We start from the raw sequence: 17,918 nt of genomic DNA, 5'->3' as shown, positions 1-17,918 counted from the left end.
AGAGTGAGCCGTGAGGCTTGTCCGTTGGGACTCGCTCCCACATCATCCACTACGGCAGCTCTCGCCCTGGGCGACGCCCTGGCATGTGCGCTGATGGTGGCACGCAACTTCAAGGCTACCGATTTCGCACAGTTCCATCCAGGCGGTTCGCTCGGCAGACGACTGCTCACCAGGGCTAAGGACGTGATGCGTTCCGACGACCTGCCTGTAGTAGACCCTCAGACGAAGCTCGGCGAGGCCGTTATACATGTGAGCAACGGCAGACTGGGACTGTGTGTGCCGGTGGTTGACGGCAAGGTGGTGGGTCTCGTCACCGACGGCGACATACGCCGTGCGATGGAGAGCTCGCAGGACAGATTCTTCCAACTCACCGTTGCCGACATCATGACGAAGACGCCGAAGATGGTGTCGCCGGAAATGAAGATTACCGACATAGAACAGGTGCTCCATCAGAACAAGATACACTGTGTTCTCGTGGTTGACGAGGAGAAGCATCTGCTTGGCGTGGTGGATTCATTCCGAACTATGTTGTAGAATTTTTCAGCTATGTATATAAGCACCAAAACGGTCATTAGGTCGACAAGGCCTAATGACCGTTTTGGGATAAAAAGGTTGGTGGAGCAGATGCAAGGTCTTATTTCAGTTTGCTCCGCTCAATCACGTGCACGAAGTCCTTCCAACCTTTCTTCGCCTTGTATTTTCCCACACATCCGTCAGGAACTACGAGCCATGTGTTCTGCAGCACTTCGCGGCAGAAAGCGTTAGGTGCGTCGTGAGGATTCCTGTTGGTTATTGCTATCGCCTTCAGGTTTGGAGTGTCGCTGAATGCACCTTCGCCGATGTTTATCATGTCATCGCCAAGAGTGACATACTCCAACGAGGTGCAGCATCTGAAAGCGTTCTCACCGATAGTGTGCATGTCTTTCGGACAGTCGAAGCGTTTCAGTTTGATGCATCCCCAGAAGCAGGCGTTACCGATGCCCTTGAGGTTGTTGTCGGTATGTATCGATTCAAGCTCCGTACACCATTGAAAGGCACTCATGCCGATGTGGCGCAGCTTGGCAGGACAGGTGAAAGTCTTCAGCGGACATCTGGTGAATGCTTGTGACTCGATGAACTTTATGGCATCGTTTAGCGTTATCGACTCCAGCGAGCAACCGTCGAAGGCACCGCAGGCAATCACCTCTATGGTCCAGTTCGTCAGTCCTCTTGACACATTGTATGGAATCTTGACATGCTTCAGGTTCGGTTCCATACACCGTTGTACGGTGGCCTCTCCCTGGTATGTCAGTGCCGTCTCCGACACCATTCCGTATTGTATCGGTCCGGAGATGAAGTATGGCAGATTGAGGTGGTCTTGCGCCATGGCGGCATTGGTCATGACCATAAAGCAGGTCAGCAGTAGCATCTTCAGTTTCTTCATGATGTTATTGTTTTTTATTGTTCTTGATTATACCTTATCTATTATGCGTTGTCGTTGGTGGAGAGAACGTCCTGTTGTCGTCATACTCTGTTATTCCCCAATCGGTCATCAGTCTGTTGTTGGCTTATTCCAGCACATCCCAGAACTCATCGGGCAGCGAGATGTTCTCAATGTCCTTTGCCTCTTCAAACAGTGGGGCGATGTCGTCGGCATCAAATCCCGCTATGCCACAGCCGATGGCAGTGACGAGGAAATGGAGTTCGGGATGCTGACGGGCATATTCCACGAATTCGTCAACGTAGGGCTTGATGGTCTCCGTGCCTCCCTGCATGGTTGGGATGGCATACGACTGTCCCTGCATTCCTACGCCCTGTCCCATTACGGCACCGAAATGCAGTCTCGCCGCACGGGCCGCGCCGCCGGCGTGGATGCCCTGCAGGTTTGAACCGAACACGAATATCTCGTTCGGCTTGAGGGCGGTGATTAGTGATGGTGTGATTCTTCTGTTCATGATATCTGTATTTTGTTCTGATTCCTGTTGCCAGTTGGCGAAGCGTGGGAGTAATGAAGCTGACATCGGACTTGCCTTGCTGAAGCATGCGTCTGCCGAACTGTCTTCCATGCAGGGTTCCATGACCGGAGCCATGGTGAGACCTTCGCCGTAATTCTCGATTACGTAGGGAGTCACCACTTCCTCCATCATCTTCTTGTATCTCATGTTCACTGCAGCCGGAGTGATGCCGAGCTGTGCCGCCACGTCCTTCTGTTTGAATCCGGCATAAAACACCATGTGGGCTATCTCCTGCATCATGCGGTCGTGGTAGTGTGATGCCACAGCCTCTGCCACTTGCAGCAGCATGCCCTCCTCCTTGTCGGTGGACCGCACATATTCCAACACCACATCGGAAGCCTCTTCAGAGAGATGCTCATACTCCTTGTTGTAAGCCTTCAGTGCATCGAGCACCACGAAATGGAAACCCCTCACCATCCATGTAGACAGTTTGGCCGCTTTCGGTTTCTTGAGCAGAGGTTCGAAATGGTGGGTGAGCAACTGTATGTAGTAGTCGTGGGCGAGTGAATAGAAGTCAAGTCCCGCCTTGCCGTGTAGCTGGTATTTCCTGTCGTATATGCTGTATGCACGCCGGCAGTAGCCATAGAAGTACTCTTTGGTCATATCGCCGTTGAAGGATATGAAGCCGTTTAGTATTATGTCGTCTGGAAGATGAGCCATAAGCTGAATGTTGTTATTGTATGCCGATTTTATTCTCCATGGCAAAGATAATGCAAACCGAAGACAATACAAAGCAAGCCTGCTTGTTTTTATTGTTGAGGTGTCGCTTGTCTTATTGAAAGATTCCATTGTTCTTCTGAAAAAACTTATTATTTTCCGTTTCTTGCTTAATTTTTTTCTGAAATGGTCTTATAAATAGAAAAGAAGTAAACAATTAAACATTACCATTATGAAAAAGATTTTCAATACAAAGAAAGAAACTACTATCGTAGAGAACACGACTACAACTATCGGTGGCGCAGACGAGAAGGGTATGAAAGACATCGCTCCCAAGAAGGTGGGAATGCTCGATATGGTGATTGCCTTCGACACCACCGGTTCGATGGCGGCATATATCGACGACGTGCGCCGTCAGGTGGCCGACCTTATTCCACGACTCTTCAAGGATAACGACGACCTGCGTCTCGGCATCGTGGCTTTCGGCGACTATTGCGACATGAACGGCAAGAATGATTTCGGTGACGCCTATCAGTGTCTGCCGCTTACTCGGAATGAGAACAGCATCATAAAGTTTATAAAGAATACCAAGGATACCTGCGGCGGCGACGGCGACGAGTTCTACGAGCTGGTGATAAAGAAGATAGTGGAGGAGACTTCGTGGCGCCATGGTTCCACACGCAGCATCCTGCTCATCTCCGACGCCGAACCCCACGAACTGGGCTACACCTATAAGAATTATGTGGTGCGCAACCAGATTGACTGGCGCCATGAGGCAAAGAAGGCGTCGAAGCGCCGCATCAAAATCGACACCGTGTCTATCAATCCGTTGCCGTGGTATAAGGAACTGTCGGCGATGACGAACGGCGTCAACGTGCCCTTCTCGTCGAGCAGCTATACAGCGGACCTCATCGTTGCCGGCACCATGGCACGCGGTTCCAGCAAGCAGCGCAAGGAGTTTGACAGCCTGGCAATGAAGGCAAGTGTGTGCTGTCCAGACATGGCATCGGTATACGAATGCTACCGTGAGGAAAGAGAAGACGAATAGTCGTTTGGAAAGTTGCTTCAATCTGTCATCAGTTTAACACCGCATTTACGGTCTGATGGCTTTTTGTGAAAATATTAGTTCAGCGGTTTCAGAATCATGACATTACATTACATGTTCTGAAGCCGCTTGCTCTTTTTTTTGTTATGCAATTTTTTGTCTTCTTGTACTCATAAAAGTGTCGCACAAAATTAATTCGCCAACGGGTGTCAATAGGATATGAGTAATCAAAGGGAGGCAACAAAAAAAGGAGAGAAACAAGCTTCTCTCCTTTCAGTACCCAGAGCCGATACACAACCGTGATAATATTGTGTACCCAAAAGAAGATAAGTGCCTATAAATCAAGCGGAGCAAAAATAGGTATTTGCACATTGTTTCAAAAATTAGACTATGTTTTTGCACTTTTTGCTCGGAATTTGCTCGGAATACAAAATAAAAGCACTACCTTTGCAAACAAAGGAAACAAAGAACAAAAACAAAAGAACAATGGCAAAGAAAGAAGTTAGGTGTGACGGAACTTATTTAATAAGTGCCGACAAAACAGAAAACCCCAAATTATATGCCCGGATGCTAACCGATGGCAGAGAAAGCCTATATTTGGAATATTATTTGGGTTATAGCCTTGTTTACAATGAGGCAAAAGATAAGAATGTAACAAAGGTGGAGCGGCGAAAAGAGCCATTAAGCCTATATTTGTGGACAGCACCAAGAACACCATTAGAGAGGCAGCAGAACAAAGAAACGTTGGAACTTGCAAAAAAAATAAGATATGAACGCCAACAAGAACTATTGGAAAAGGGTGAGGGGTATAGGCTAAAGAAAGATAGGCAAATAGATTTCATTGAATATTTCCAAGCCTACATTGACGGGTACACAAAGAAAGATATTAGAATGATGATTATTGCCCTAAATCGCTTCAAAGATTTCTTGAAAGATACACCGGAATACACAAAATATCTAAAGGGCATAAAGCCGGAACAGATGAACAAAGATATGATGGTGGCATTTACTGAATATTTGCAAAGCAGAAGCGTTGGCGAGGGGGCGAAGAGCATCTACCAACGCTTTAAGAAAGTTATTCATTATGCCATTGAGCATGATGTGATGGCAAAAGACCCTTGCAAGGGTGTTGTTATTAAAATTGATGAAAACATATTGAGAAAAGAGGTTTTATCGCAAGAGGAAATTAAAAACCTTATAGCAACCCATTACGATAATGAAAACCCCAATATTAGACGGGCATTTATTATGAGCCTTTATTGTGGGTTAAGGTTTTGTGATGTGAAAGATTTAACTTTTGCCAATGTGGATTATTCAAACAAGTTGCTAAAATTTGAGCAGAACAAAACAAAGGGGCATTCAGCAAGCAGCGGCGTTATTATACCCTTGAATGATGGCATTTTGAGCCTAATAGGACAACCCAAAGAGGGCGAGGGGAAAGATACACCGATATTCCCTTTGCCAAGCCACACAATGTGTCTAAAGGCTTTGAGAAGATGGGTAAAACGGGCGGGCATTGACAAACATATAACATGGCATTGTGCAAGGCATAGTTTTGCCGTTAATATTCTCAACAATGGGGCTAATATAAAGACGGTGGCAAGCCTTTTAGGACATTCCGGGCTAAAGCACACAGAGAAATACACCCGGGCAATTGACAAACTGAAAGAAGATGCCATAAACAGCCTACCGGAACTAACATTGTAGAAATAAAAATGTTATGGAAGATTATAAAGCATACCAAGCCATTGCACAAATAAAGCAAATTGTACATGATGCCGAGTTGTGTGTGGCTAATGAAATACCATGTGGAAGCGTATTAAAACGAGATTTGAACCGATTGGAAGAATTGGCGTATATAGTCCGGGGGTATTATGATGCAACGAAAAATAACGCTTTTGCCTGTGAGGTAGCAAGCATACACCGCCATGTGTTTCTCCAAATTATACCATGGAAGAAACTGCAAAGCAAAACACAAGCAAGCGTTGCACGTTGTCTTAAGATATTACACGATATTGCAACCCATGCAAATGAGCCTCAACAAACACACGATGTACCGGAAGCAAAGCCGATGGGGCTTGATGAGGCATTGGACTTTTGCCGAGATGAACGCCGGGAAAGGGCTAAAGTGTATTTCAAAAAGGCAATGCAAAAAGAGTGGATTAAAGCAACGGGAACGGGGCTAAAATGGTATAAATCTAAAGTAGAGTTAGCCTATTTTTGCGGTAGGGTATTTTGCCCCAAAAACACAGAGCGATTTCCCGGCACAGCATTAGACAAATTGTTTGGGGCAAATAGGCTTCAAAGTGCCTTAACCCAAATTCAAGATGCCAAGAAACCCCAAAAATGGAAGCCAATAATTGATAGCATATTTGAGGATAACCAAAGCACCTATTAAATGGGTGCTTTTTTGCATTATAATGCACATTAAAATACACTATTTTTTGTTTCCCTTTCATAATACCTTTGCACATGAAATCCTTTCGGTGGGTGGAATGCAAGCCCCACCGGGGGATGTTAGGGCAAATAACGGGATGGGCTTGCATACACCCCGGGAAAGCCCCAACCTTTCAAAGCAAAGGACAATGACAAATGAAGAAAAAAAGGCAATTGCCGACCTTATAACGGCAAATGTAATTGGATGCACTAAAGAAGTGCTAACAAGCGATGAGGCGGCGGTTTATATGGGTGTATCAAAGAGTTATTTGTATAAACTAACCATGAGAAAACAGATACCCCATTACAAGCCGATGGGCAAAATGTGCTATTTTAACCGGGCGGAACTTGAAGAATGGTTGCAACAAAACAGATGTGCAACCGATGCCGAGTTAAGCCAAAAGGCGGCGGGATATTGCCAAAGAAAGGGGGCGGCTGTATGATGGTGCAACCGGAAATCATTTATTATGCCCGGCTAACATTTGACAAGGGCAGCAAGAAAACCCCAAAGTATGTAATAACGGCGGAAGCCGGATATTATCCACCGATGGATGAATTAAGGGGGCGTGATGGGCGTGTTTCCGTTTACCTAATGGCAAAGCGTGAAACACAAACAAAAAGCAGTGTTCCGGCAATGAGTTTGCAAGCAAAGAACAGCCTCAACCTAACCGGGCTAAAAGATTACTTTGTAAATGGGGCATTGAGCGGCTTTGCCTATGGCTACCCGTATGACAAGCCAACGTATTCCGCAAAGGAAAGGGCAAACCCATTCTTTGAATGCCGGGAAGATGGCTTTTTGTTCGTTGTACACCAAGACAATGAAGCCCCGACACCCGAGGCAAGACAATTGCCCACCGAGTTTGAAATGATTGTGTTGCAAGGCGGCAAATGCCTTATTTCAGCCTATTGTAAAGCGTTGATGAATGGCGGCTTTGATGATAGGTTGGCAGAGTTAAGGAAACAAATAAAATAATTGGCGGTTATTACCAAAAAATGGTAAATGTTGTATGTATGACAAAATCAAGTTTTTCATACCGAGGGCGAGCAGCACCGAAGAAATTGCCCGACACCTTGAAAGGGTTTGCAATATCATTGACACCACCACCGGGGAATGTATATTGGCAAGTGGCACGATTGGCGGCGTTAAAGTTATGATGTACCCTAATGGCGTTGCAATCATTGGAAGCCTACCAAAGTATTACAACAAAAGCAACGTGTTTACTCTTGACAGAGCGAAAACTGATGAGGCATTGGGGATGTTATCCGATGCCTTGCACGTTGATTTAGGTGCTGCTTACGTTACCGGGTTGGAGTTTGGCACACAATTCCCCATGATGAAACCAACGGGCAATTATTTACGGCGGTTTGGCGATGTTCCAAGGCTAAAAAGGGAAAGGGTTGGCGATGGCAGCATATATTACAAATCCATTGGCAAACGGCAAGGCAAAACGCTTTGTTTTTACGATAAGACAGTAGAAGCACAAGCAAAGGGCATTCAAACGCCGGGGCTTTTGTCCGGGATGCCTTTATTACGCTATGAAATGAGGTTTAACGGGCATTTGGCAAGCCAATTCAAGGTTAATGAGGTTTTGGGGCGTACCCTAACCAATGAAACATTTTACAGAAACATGGTGAAGTTGTGGCAACGCCAATACTTTGCCATTCCAAAAACAAAAGAAACAAGATGTAGCGTTATGGACAATATAAAAACGGCAAATGATGCAGTAAACATATTCTTTGCACGCCTAATCAATCAAACCGGGCAAGATGAGATAGGCGATTTTGTGAATGAATTAAAGCAAAACGGCACGTTCCAAGATGCCAAATATTACACCCGTGTAAAGAAGCGTTTGCAAGAGATTGCAGCCACTATAAGCGAAGATTGTGCAAGCGATGATATACAGGAATTAGATGATGCCATAAGGAACGCCGGGGTGTATATCTAACATGGCAAAGTGTAATATATAATAACGTTGTAACTTGTTACCAATATTTGGTAAATTCAATAACACTTAATTTGTACGATTATGACAGAGCAAGAACAAGCAGAAGTAATGGCAATTGAGGCAGAAATTAAAAACCTTGATGCCGAGTTTGAATCATGGCAAGAGAACCGGGGCGATGTTTCCGGCAACCAAAAAGATGTTTACCAACGTGTAGGCGAAAACATTGTGAAAGATGCCCAATACCGACAAAAGAGGCAAGAACTATTGCAACGAAAAGCCGAAATAGAGGGCGTTAGCGATGGTGTTAAGGCTTACCTTGATAGCAAAAAGAACAAAAGCCAGCTTGAAATATCAAAGTTGGATAACGCCAAAGTGGATAACTCGTTAAACCCTTTAGGGGGAAAATCCTTGTAACGCCCAAAAGGCAGCACGGGGATGAAGAAGCCGGGTTTTGTATAATGGTGGGCAACACCACCATTTACATGACCAAGGAGCAATCCGAGGCTTTTATAAGATTAGCAAACAAGAAAACATATAAGTGAAATGATGAAGTTCTATAATACACCAATCGTTTGTAATGCAATCAATCAAGGAAAATATCAACATAACCAATAACGAAATATAAAAATGTAGATAAATATTTTGTGAATCAACGAAAAGGCATTATCTTATGCAGCATAAAAGAATACCTTATGATGATTAGGCTTGGGATTGCAGTTCCCTTGACCCTAATTTGATAAAGGCATTCATTAGCAGAAATATAAGTGCAACTGAATCAGTTGGCGGGATTGCAGTTTCTCGGATTGATTTGGTTGTGCTTATTTTTTTGCCATCACTGCGAGTTTGTCGCTGTCTGTAATACTATGCAGTTATAATGGGGGAGGCATTATTCGCAGACAAAGGATATATTTCGCATGGTTTGTTTGAGAGATTGTTTAACGACGGTATAGAAATTGTCACTGGCTTGAAATGCAATATGAAAAACATGCTCATGCCATTGTATGACAAGATTCTGTTGCGCAAAAGATCTGTCATAGAAACCATCAATGACGAACTTAAGAATGTAGCACAACTTGTACATTCAAGACATCGTAGCGTGTTCAATTTCGTAATGAATGTCCTTTCTGTTTTGGCTGCGTATAGCTTCTTTGAAAAGAAGCCATCCATCAACATTGACTATTGCATAGAGAATGTTGACGGACAGCTTGCTGTTATAAAGTAAACTTCATTTGGACTTTACAATTCTGCATTTTGCCATCCATATTGTTTGGAGGGCAAATGTAATATGCACCTATCGGAAATCTGGCATAACAAGAAAAAACGACTGCCGCTTATCCCAAACTCAGGTATTTAGGAAAAAAAATCCTTGTTTATTTGCTTACTCGTCTCCTTGTAAACTTGAAAAAAATTCCATATCTTTGCATTTTAATCCGCGAACTGGAATTTCAGAGTTCTTCAGTACGAGAAATTGAAATTTGGAGTCTCATATATAAAATAAGGTGAGTTGAAAAGGAGAATCATCTTACTGATGTTTATTGTTTTCTGCGCGGCAGCCGGAGTCTTGGGGCGCGAAAGGAAAACAGATGTCGACAATCTCTTGCTTGACAGGATTTTCGACAAGGGCGACAGCTTGCTGCAATCCAGAACAGACACCTCTCTCTATATATATCACAATTTCAGAATCGACATAAAGAAGAGGAATTTCATTCTTAAACTCCTGCCGTCGATGTATCCCATAGCCAAAGGACGAAGGGAATATCAAGGAGAAAGACTGTTCAGACTAATTATGTCAAATAGAAAAATCAGAGACCTTCAGTCCGTGAGGTCAAGCGGCAACGTGCCACGCAACAAGGACGTAGTGTCGATGATGAAGATCCTGCTGCGGCCCAGAATCTACGGCGCCACGATATTCGACAGCTTCCTGCTCTCGCCGTTTGAGCGCACTAACAGGAGCTTCTACAGATACAAGACGGAGCACAACAAGACCACGGGGCTGATGAGAGTGGCGTTCCGACCACGCTTCAAGAACATACAGCTTGTGGCAGGCTCAGCCAACGTGGACTCGGCGGGCTGCATACACGAAGTGGAATTCAGAGGCACGATCGACGTGATGAAGTTTAGAATCCGCATCCTCATGCAGAAAGACCATCCGCCCATGCCCCACAGCAGCAACGTGAGGACACAGATGCGCTTTATGGGCAACAAGGTGGTGTCGGCATACAACGTGCTCTACCATCTGGACCCTGCCGCCATAGACACGCTCATAGCCCGCAGAACGCAGAACGACCCTACCCCCGACAGTGCCACGACTAGGCGCAACCGGAGAGAGAGCAGCTTATGGAAAGACCTGGGCAGCTATCTCATAGACAGACTGGGCGGCGATTTCGGAGGCAACATGAGGGGGAGCTTCAGAATGTCGCCCATAATAAACCCTCTCTATCTGGGCTACAGCAGCTACAAGGGAGTGACCTATCGCATAAAGCTCAACGGGAACCTAGATTTCAGCCCCAACGCAAGGCTCGGCATGGGTGCGAGGCTCGGATATTCATTCAAGCTCCGACAAGTGTATTTCAACATCCCGATGCGGCTCACACTCGGCAGGCGGCTGACCATAGAGACGGAATACGGAACGGGCAACCATATCTTCAATTCGGAAATCCTCACGCAGCTCAAGCATGAGTCGTACGACTCCATCAGATGGGAGAACCTGAGGCTCGACCTCTTCAAAGACATGTACTGGCGCCTGCGCACAAGTTTCCTCATCAACCCGAGGCTAAGGCTGGGTGCAGGATTCGCCTACCACAGGCGTACGGCGGTGGACCCGCAGGACTTCGCCGCAACGGGCAGGAAACCGAAGTATTACTCCTTCTCCCCCACCCTGCAGCTGGTATGGAGCCCGTGGCTGAATCGGGGCCCCGTACTGACCTACGACTATGAGCGGGGCATAAAGGGAGTGATACGGTCTGACATGAACTACGAGCGCATGGAAATAGACGCCTCGTGGAAAATACCCGTGATGAAACTCCGCGTACTATCGATGAAGATGGGATACGGAATATACACATCAAGAAGCAAGGGGGCCTACTTTCTGGACTACAGGAACTTCAGATACAATTCCATCCCAGAGGGATGGAACGACGACTGGACGGGGGAGTTCCAGCTACTGAACAAAAACTGGTATAACGCCTCGAAATACTACGTGAACAGCAATCTGACCTATGAGTCGCCCCTGCTGCTCGTGTCGAGAATACCATTCGTGGGAAAATTCATCGAGATGGAGAGGCTCTATTGCAACACACTCTTCACAGACAAGCTGCACCCCTATCTGGAGTGTGGCTACGGACTGACAAACCGTCTCTTCTCCATAGGGCTCTTCCTAGGGGTGAGCAACAAGCACTTCGAGGGCACTGGCATCAGAATGAGCATGGAGCTGTTCAGAGACTGGTGAATAAAAAAAAACGACAATAAAACCACACACATGAGTTCACTCACAGTTTACAAGGCAAGTGCCGGCAGCGGAAAGACATTCACGCTTGCCGTGGCATACATAAAGCTGCTCGTAGCCAATCCGGCAAGCTACAGAAACATCTTGGCCGTGACTTTCACAAACAAAGCCACAGAGGAGATGAAAACCAGAATACTGAGCCAGCTCTACGGAATATCACGAGGACTGGCCGAATCTGACGACTATCTGAAAAAGATAGCACTTGAGACACAGATGGCGGAAGACGACATCAGAAAAGCAGCCTCGGCAGCCCTCTCGCTCCTCATACACAACTACGACTATTTCCACGTGGAGACCATCGACACGTTCTTCCAGAGCGTGCTCAGGAACCTCGCGCGCGAACTGGACCTCTCGGCAAACCTCAGAGTGGAACTCAACGATACGGCGGTGGAAAACCAAGCAGTGGACCTCATGATAGAGGAACTCGACAGAAAGTCGCCCCTCTTCTCATGGATCGTGAGGTTCATAATGGAAAACATAGACAAAAACAACAGCTGGAACATCATCGGCTCGGTGAAGGATTTTGGACGGATGATATTCAACGACCAGTATCGCGAAATCGGGAAAGCAGTGAACGAAAAACTCTCCGACAGCAGATTCCTCACCTCCTACCGCACCAAGCTGCGAGCCGAAGAGATCGCCGCACGGGAAATTCTCAAGGAAACAAGCTCTGAATTCTTCAGGCTCATCGGCAAATACGGCATACAGGAAGAGGATTTCAAGGGCGGGCAGAGAAGCGGAATACAGAAATACTTCCACCGACTGGCCGAAGACGACCTCAGCGACAGGAATTTCATACCGAAGACCGTGGCAAACTGCATGGAAAGCGAAGAGAACTGGGTTGCGAAAACCAACAAAAACCGCGACCTCATAATACGGGCAGCACGCGAGAGCCTCATGCCCCTCCTCGAGAGGGCGGAAAAGGAAAGGACGACAGCCGCGACAATAGTGAACTCCGTGGCCGCCACGCTCAAGAACATCAACAACCTCAGACTGCTCAGAGACATAGAAAACAAGGTGAAGGAGATGAACGCCGAGGCAAACAGATTCCTGCTCAGCGACACGCAACACCTGCTGCGAATGATGATAAACGACTCCGACTCGCCATTCATCTTCGAGAAGATAGGAACACATCTCAACCACATCATGATAGACGAATTCCAGGACACGAGCGTAGTGCAATGGAACAACTTCAAGGTGCTGCTCGGCGAATGTCTGAGCCATGCCAAGACTACGCCCCCGGGAGTGACAGACAACCTCATAGTGGGAGACATAAAGCAGAGCATCTACAGATGGAGAGCCGGAGAATGGAGTCTGCTCAGCAATATCGCAGAAGCATTCCCCGGATACTCCGTTAACGTAGAATCGCTCGACACCAACTACCGTTCCGAGCAGAACATCATCCGCTTCAACAACGCATTCTTCCGCTCTGCCATAGCCGCCGAATTCGCCAACGAAAGCAATACAGACCAGAACAATGCGCAGCAGATAAACACAGCCTATGCCGACGTGGAGCAGAAGACGATAAAGAGAGAAGCCAAGGGACTCGTGAGCGTCAGGCTGCTGCCAGCCGAAGGCTACGAAGAAAACACGTTCGCCATACTGGCAGACACCATACACGAACTGCTGCAAAGAGGAGTGAGGCAGCGCGACATAGCTATACTGCTGCGCTCAAACAGATACATACCCGTGCTGGCAAACTATTTCACGGAATGCCATCCCGACATAAACATCGTGAGCGATGAGGCTTTCAGACTCGACCATTCGGTCGCCGTGTGCTGCATCATAGATGCCCTGCGCTATCTGTATGGCGGAGACGACGTGCTCACGAGAGCCTGTCTGACAAAGAAATATTCGCTCGCCACAGGCAACGACACATTCTCCGGCAGTCAAATGACAAATATGAAAGACCAGGGCGACAATCTGCTGCCCGAGGAATATACCGCACACCAGGAAGAGCTGAAAGAACTGCCGCTCTTCGAGCTCTGCGAGGAGCTGCTCCATATCTTCAGGCTCGACCGCATGAAGGAGGACGGAGCATATATCTGCGCATTCTTCGACTATCTCAACGCATACATCAAAGACATGTCGGCAGACGTGGCGGGATTCCTCAGAGAGTGGGACGAAAACCTGCACTCGAGAACCATACAGACCGACGACATCGACGGACTCAGGATAATCAGCATACACAAGAGCAAGGGACTGGAATTCGACAACGTGATAATCCCGTTCTGCGACTGGAAGCTGGAACTATACGGAAACAATATCTGGTGTCATCCCGCCGTGGAGCCGTTCAGCCAGCTGCCCCTCATCCCCATCAGCTATTCACCCACACTCGCAAAGTCTATCTATGCCGACGACTACAAGTATGAGCACATGCAGAACACGATAGACAACCTCAACCTGCTCTACGTAGCTTTCACCCGACCGAAGAAGAATCTCTTTGTCGTCGGCAAGCGCAACGCGGCAGGAACACGCTCCATGCTCATAGAGCAGAGCCTGGCAGAAACGGCACAGTCACTAAAAGGAGCCACAATAGAAGGCAAGGACGACAACAGCACAGAACTTACGTTCACATACGGAGAATTCTGCCCTGGCAAAACTAAAGAGGAGGACAAGAAGTCGGGAAACGTGTTCCTGAAGCAGGACATCTCCGTGGCTGCCACCATAGAACACCACGAAATACCACTGGAGTTCAGACAAAGCAACAACAGCAAGAAATTCATACAGGAGAACAACGGAGAAGAACAGGAAGAAAACACGGAGCCGAAAGCCGACTATATCAGCACGGGAAACATACTGCACCAGATATTCTCTGGCATCAAGACGGCAGCCGACGTGGAATCCGAGCTCGACAGGTTTGAAGCAGAAGGAATACTCTATGGAGACAACCTGGACCGGGAGAAGCTGCAGAGCCTGCTCAACGGATACCTGACGGGAAACGAACTCGTGGCTGACTGGTTCTCGCCCCGATGGACGCTCTTCAACGAATGCACGATAATCTGCGAGGAAACCGACGAAAAGACCGGAAAGAAGGAAATCGTGGCACGACGACCCGACCGTGTGATGAAAGACGGCGACGAAGTGGTTGTGGTGGACTTCAAGTTCGGAAAGCCCAACGAAAAATATGCCACCCAGGTGAGACAATACATCGGATACCTCAGACAGATGGGCTACGCCAATGTGAGAGGATACATCTGGTATGTATTCAGGAAAGAAATAAAAGAGGTGGAAAAGTAAAAAACAATACATTGGAAAATATGAAAACATTCCTACAGATAGTAGCACAGGATATAATAAGAAAATACGGAAATGACCTGTCGCGCATAGCGATAATCTTCCCGAACAAAAGAGCCTCGCTATTTCTCAACGAAGAACTCTATAGATGTGCCGGCAAGCCCGTGTGGGCGCCAAACTACCTCACCATCAGCGAACTCTTCCGCAAGTATTCCAAGGCAGAAGTGGGAGACCCCATAAAGCTGGTCTGCGACCTGTATAAAAGCTTCGTCAAGATAACAGGCAAAGACGAGACGCTCGACCACTTCTACGACTGGGGTAGAATGCTCATAAGCGATTTCGACGACATAGACAAGAACATGGCTGATGCAGACAAGCTCTTTGCCAACGTGGCCGACATCCATGAATTCGACGACGCTTCTTATCTCACGGAAGAGCAGAAGGAGATTCTCAAAACCTTCTTCAGCAATTTCTCCGAAGACCACAACACAAGGCTGAAAGAACTCTTCCTATCGCTATGGACAAAGCTCAAGGACATATACAACGATTTCAGAGAAAGACTTGCCAGCCAAGGACTTGCATACGAGGGAATGCTGTATAGAGAAGTGATAGAAAATGGCGGAATAGAAAAAGAATTCGACAAATACATCTTCGTGGGATTCAACCTGCTGCAGAAAGTAGAACACCGACTCTTCCGACATTTCAAGGAAGAAGGCGCAGCCGAGTTCTATTGGGACTACGACGAGTTTTACTGCAACCCGAAACGCACAGCCTCAAGCCACAAGGAAGCGGGAAAATACATCTCAATGTATCTTTCGGAACTGGGAAACTCCCTGCCGCAGGAGGACTACGGGGCGGCTTACGACAACTTCTCAGCCGACAAGACAATATCATTCATAAAAGCCAAGACGGAGAACATACAGGCAAGATTCGTCAGCGAATGGCTGAGGCAAAACGGACGCTACAAGGACGGCAGGCGCACGGCAGTGGTGATGTGTGACGAAGGGCTGCTCACGGGCATAATGTATGCAATACCGGAAGAGGTGGAAAACATAAACATCACCACGGGCTACCCCCTATCGCAGGCCCCGGTGTCATCATTCGTGTCGCAGCTGCTCGACCTGCAGACCATCGGACTGAGGACCGACAACGGATTCAGAATCTCCTTCATCCGTAGTCTGCTCACACATCCATTCACCAAATATCTATCCGCAAAAGCCTCAGAACTGCTGAAGGAGCTACAGGTGAAGCGGATTCTATATCCGAAAAACGAAGAGCTTTGGGCAGACAACAGTCTCAAGGCGCTCTTCCTGCCGATGGACTCCAACCTGAAGCTCATGCAATGGCTACTGAACATACTGAAAAACATAGCCGGGAAAAATGAAGACGTGCTCTTCGTTGAGTCGGTATTCAATATGTACACGCTCATAAACAGGATAAAGGGACTCGTGGAGGCAGGCGAGCTTGATGTGGACAGGATAACAATACAGAAGCTCCTCAAGCAGCATATCACAGCCACATCGATACCATTCCACGGAGAACCGGCGATAGGAATACAGATAATGGGAGTGCTGGAAACGAGGAACCTGGACTTTGACCACGTGCTGCTGCTCTCATGCAATGAGGGGAACATGCCAAAGGGAATAAGGGATTCGTCATTCATCCCCTACTCCATACGAAAGGCCTACGGGCTGACAACGGTGGACAACAAGGTGGCCATCTATTCCTACTATTTCTACAGGCTGCTGCAGCGGGCGAAAGACATCACGATTGCATACAACACATCGACGGAAAACGGCAACAAAGGCGAAATGAGCCGCTTCATGCTCCAGCTCATGGTGGAGAGCAGACACGAGATAAACAGGCTCTCGCTGCATGTGGGACAAAGTTCGGTGGAGAAAATCGCCGTAAGGTTTGAGAAGGACGACAACGTGATGAAAATCCTTTCAGCCTACGGCTCCCTCTCGCCAACGGCTCTCAACAGATACCTGCGATGCCCGATGCAGTTCTACTTCAACAACATAGCCGGAATAAGGGAGCCCGACGAGGACATAGAGGAACAGCTCACGAGCAGGGCGTTCGGAAACATATTCCATAATGTGCTCGAAGAAATATACAAGGACTTTGCCGGGAACGGCAAGATGATAACTTCTGAAGTGATAAAAAAACTCTCTGAAACACAGAACATCGAGGCCGTGGTGGACAGGATGTTCCAGAAAGAGATGTTCGGAAGCGACGAACGGCTGTGGCGCAAGCTCCACTACAACGGAATGCAGCTCATCAGCCGCACGGTACTCATAAAATACGTGAAGCGGCTTCTCGACATCGATCTGGAACTGACGCCCTTCAGCATCGTGGCACTCGAAAAAGACATGTTCATGAATCTGGACGTGAATACCGACGAGGGAGTAAGGAAAGTGAAGGTGGGAGGAAGAATCGACCGCCTCGACATGGTGAACGACCCCAAGACGGGAAGGCAGACCATCAGAGTGATAGACTACAAGACGGGCGGAAGCGACATAAAGACTCCTGTAGCCACCATCGGAGAGATATTCTCTGCCGACGAAGCCGGCGGAAAGAAACACACAGACTATTATCTGCAGGCGATGCTCTACTCGATGATAGCCCGAAACGACAGGAAACTGAATCCCCAGGCGCTGCCAGTCAGTCCGGCACTAATATTCATCCAACGTGCATTCGGGGAGAACTACGACCCAGTGATCTCGCTGGGCAGACAGAGAATCAACGATGTGGAAGAATATCAGGCGGAGTTCGGAGAGGGGCTGAAAGCCCTTGTGGCAAACATATACGACAGGAAAGAAGCCTTCGCGCCTACCGCCAATCTGAAAATCTGCACATATTGCCCATACAAGCCCTTGTGCGGCAGATAGCGGAAAGGCTAAGACTCCAACCTTCACTTAGGTCGGAATCTTGCTCTCAACAGTAATTGATGCTCAATAGTAACCATCCCTCCCCGACAATCAGGACTCAAGGGTAACCGTCCATCCCCTATAAGGGGGGAGGCTGTCCGAAAACTATAGCCACGTAGGTTAGGTTCGTTACTAGTCGTGTGATTTTGTTTGTTTTGTTATAGTTGT

At 47.4% G+C, this 17,918-nt stretch carries 13 protein-coding genes and 1 pseudogene; 12 read left to right on the top strand and 2 right to left on the bottom strand.

Going from position 1 to position 17,918, the window contains the following annotated elements; genetic code table 11:
- Window positions 1-534: CBS domain-containing protein (locus QVO99_RS10515; protein ID WP_288177212.1), on the top strand; the 534-nt coding region annotated here is incomplete at its 5' end.
- A 100-nt stretch (window positions 535-634) separates the two neighbouring features.
- Here the strand turns inward: QVO99_RS10515 and QVO99_RS10510 are convergent.
- Window positions 635-1,423: a leucine-rich repeat domain-containing protein gene (locus QVO99_RS10510; RefSeq protein ID WP_022317573.1), complete on the bottom strand. Its 789-nt coding sequence runs from the start codon at window positions 1,421-1,423 to the stop codon at window positions 635-637.
- Between the two features lie 124 nt (window positions 1,424-1,547).
- Window positions 1,548-1,934: an A1S_2505 family phage non-structural protein gene (locus tag QVO99_RS10505; protein WP_044066199.1), complete on the bottom strand. Its 387-nt coding sequence runs from the start codon at window positions 1,932-1,934 to the stop codon at window positions 1,548-1,550.
- A gap of 949 nt (window positions 1,935-2,883) precedes the next feature.
- On the opposite strand from QVO99_RS10505, the gene QVO99_RS10500 reads away from it, so the two are divergent.
- The 11 genes and pseudogenes from QVO99_RS10500 to QVO99_RS10450 all read left to right on the top strand — a co-directional run bounded on the left by QVO99_RS10500 (window position 2,884) and on the right by QVO99_RS10450 (window position 17,711).
- Window positions 2,884-3,699 (top strand): vWA domain-containing protein, encoded by an 816-nt coding sequence (locus QVO99_RS10500; RefSeq protein WP_022317571.1) that lies wholly within the window; start codon window positions 2,884-2,886, stop codon window positions 3,697-3,699.
- Between the two features lie 483 nt (window positions 3,700-4,182).
- A complete protein-coding gene (locus QVO99_RS10495; protein WP_288177211.1) occupies window positions 4,183-5,403 on the top strand; it encodes a tyrosine-type recombinase/integrase in 1,221 nt (406 codons plus the stop codon).
- Between the two features lie 13 nt (window positions 5,404-5,416).
- Window positions 5,417-6,094 carry a hypothetical protein gene (locus QVO99_RS10490; protein ID WP_022317569.1) on the top strand — a complete coding sequence of 226 codons (678 nt, stop codon included), beginning with the start codon at window positions 5,417-5,419 and terminating at the stop codon, window positions 6,092-6,094.
- 187 nt (window positions 6,095-6,281) lie between these two features.
- Window positions 6,282-6,575 carry a helix-turn-helix domain-containing protein gene (locus tag QVO99_RS10485; protein WP_288177210.1) on the top strand — a complete coding sequence of 98 codons (294 nt, stop codon included), beginning with the start codon at window positions 6,282-6,284 and terminating at the stop codon, window positions 6,573-6,575.
- Entirely contained in the window at window positions 6,572-7,105 is a 534-nt protein-coding gene (locus QVO99_RS10480) for a hypothetical protein (RefSeq protein ID WP_288177209.1), read from the top strand. Before QVO99_RS10485 ends, QVO99_RS10480 begins: the two co-directional genes overlap by 4 nt.
- A 34-nt stretch (window positions 7,106-7,139) precedes the next feature.
- Entirely contained in the window at window positions 7,140-8,078 is a 939-nt protein-coding gene (locus tag QVO99_RS10475) for a phage/plasmid replication domain-containing protein (RefSeq protein WP_022317566.1), read from the top strand.
- An 81-nt stretch (window positions 8,079-8,159) separates the two neighbouring features.
- On the top strand, window positions 8,160-8,492 hold the full coding sequence (locus QVO99_RS10470; protein ID WP_022317565.1) for a hypothetical protein: 333 nt from the start codon (window positions 8,160-8,162) through the stop codon (window positions 8,490-8,492).
- Between the two features lie 472 nt (window positions 8,493-8,964).
- A pseudogene (locus QVO99_RS10465) lies at window positions 8,965-9,300 on the top strand (transposase); the annotation flags it as partial.
- 564 nt (window positions 9,301-9,864) lie between these two features.
- Window positions 9,865-11,526 carry a DUF5686 family protein gene (locus QVO99_RS10460; RefSeq protein WP_156132587.1) on the top strand — a complete coding sequence of 554 codons (1,662 nt, stop codon included), beginning with the start codon at window positions 9,865-9,867 and terminating at the stop codon, window positions 11,524-11,526.
- A 30-nt stretch (window positions 11,527-11,556) separates the two neighbouring features.
- On the top strand, window positions 11,557-14,823 hold the full coding sequence (locus tag QVO99_RS10455) for a UvrD-helicase domain-containing protein (RefSeq protein ID WP_022317562.1): 3,267 nt from the start codon (window positions 11,557-11,559) through the stop codon (window positions 14,821-14,823).
- A 20-nt stretch (window positions 14,824-14,843) separates the two neighbouring features.
- The gene (locus tag QVO99_RS10450) at window positions 14,844-17,711 is read left to right on the top strand and encodes a PD-(D/E)XK nuclease family protein (protein ID WP_022317561.1); all 2,868 of its coding nucleotides are present in this window, start codon (window positions 14,844-14,846) and stop codon (window positions 17,709-17,711) included.
- Window positions 17,712-17,918: the final 207 nt, after the last annotated feature.

This window comes from Prevotella sp. CAG:592 (assembly GCF_000436015.1).
Lineage (GTDB): Bacteria > Bacteroidota > Bacteroidia > Bacteroidales > Bacteroidaceae > Prevotella > Prevotella pectinovora.
This window is presented reverse-complemented; position numbering and strand designations above follow the sequence as displayed.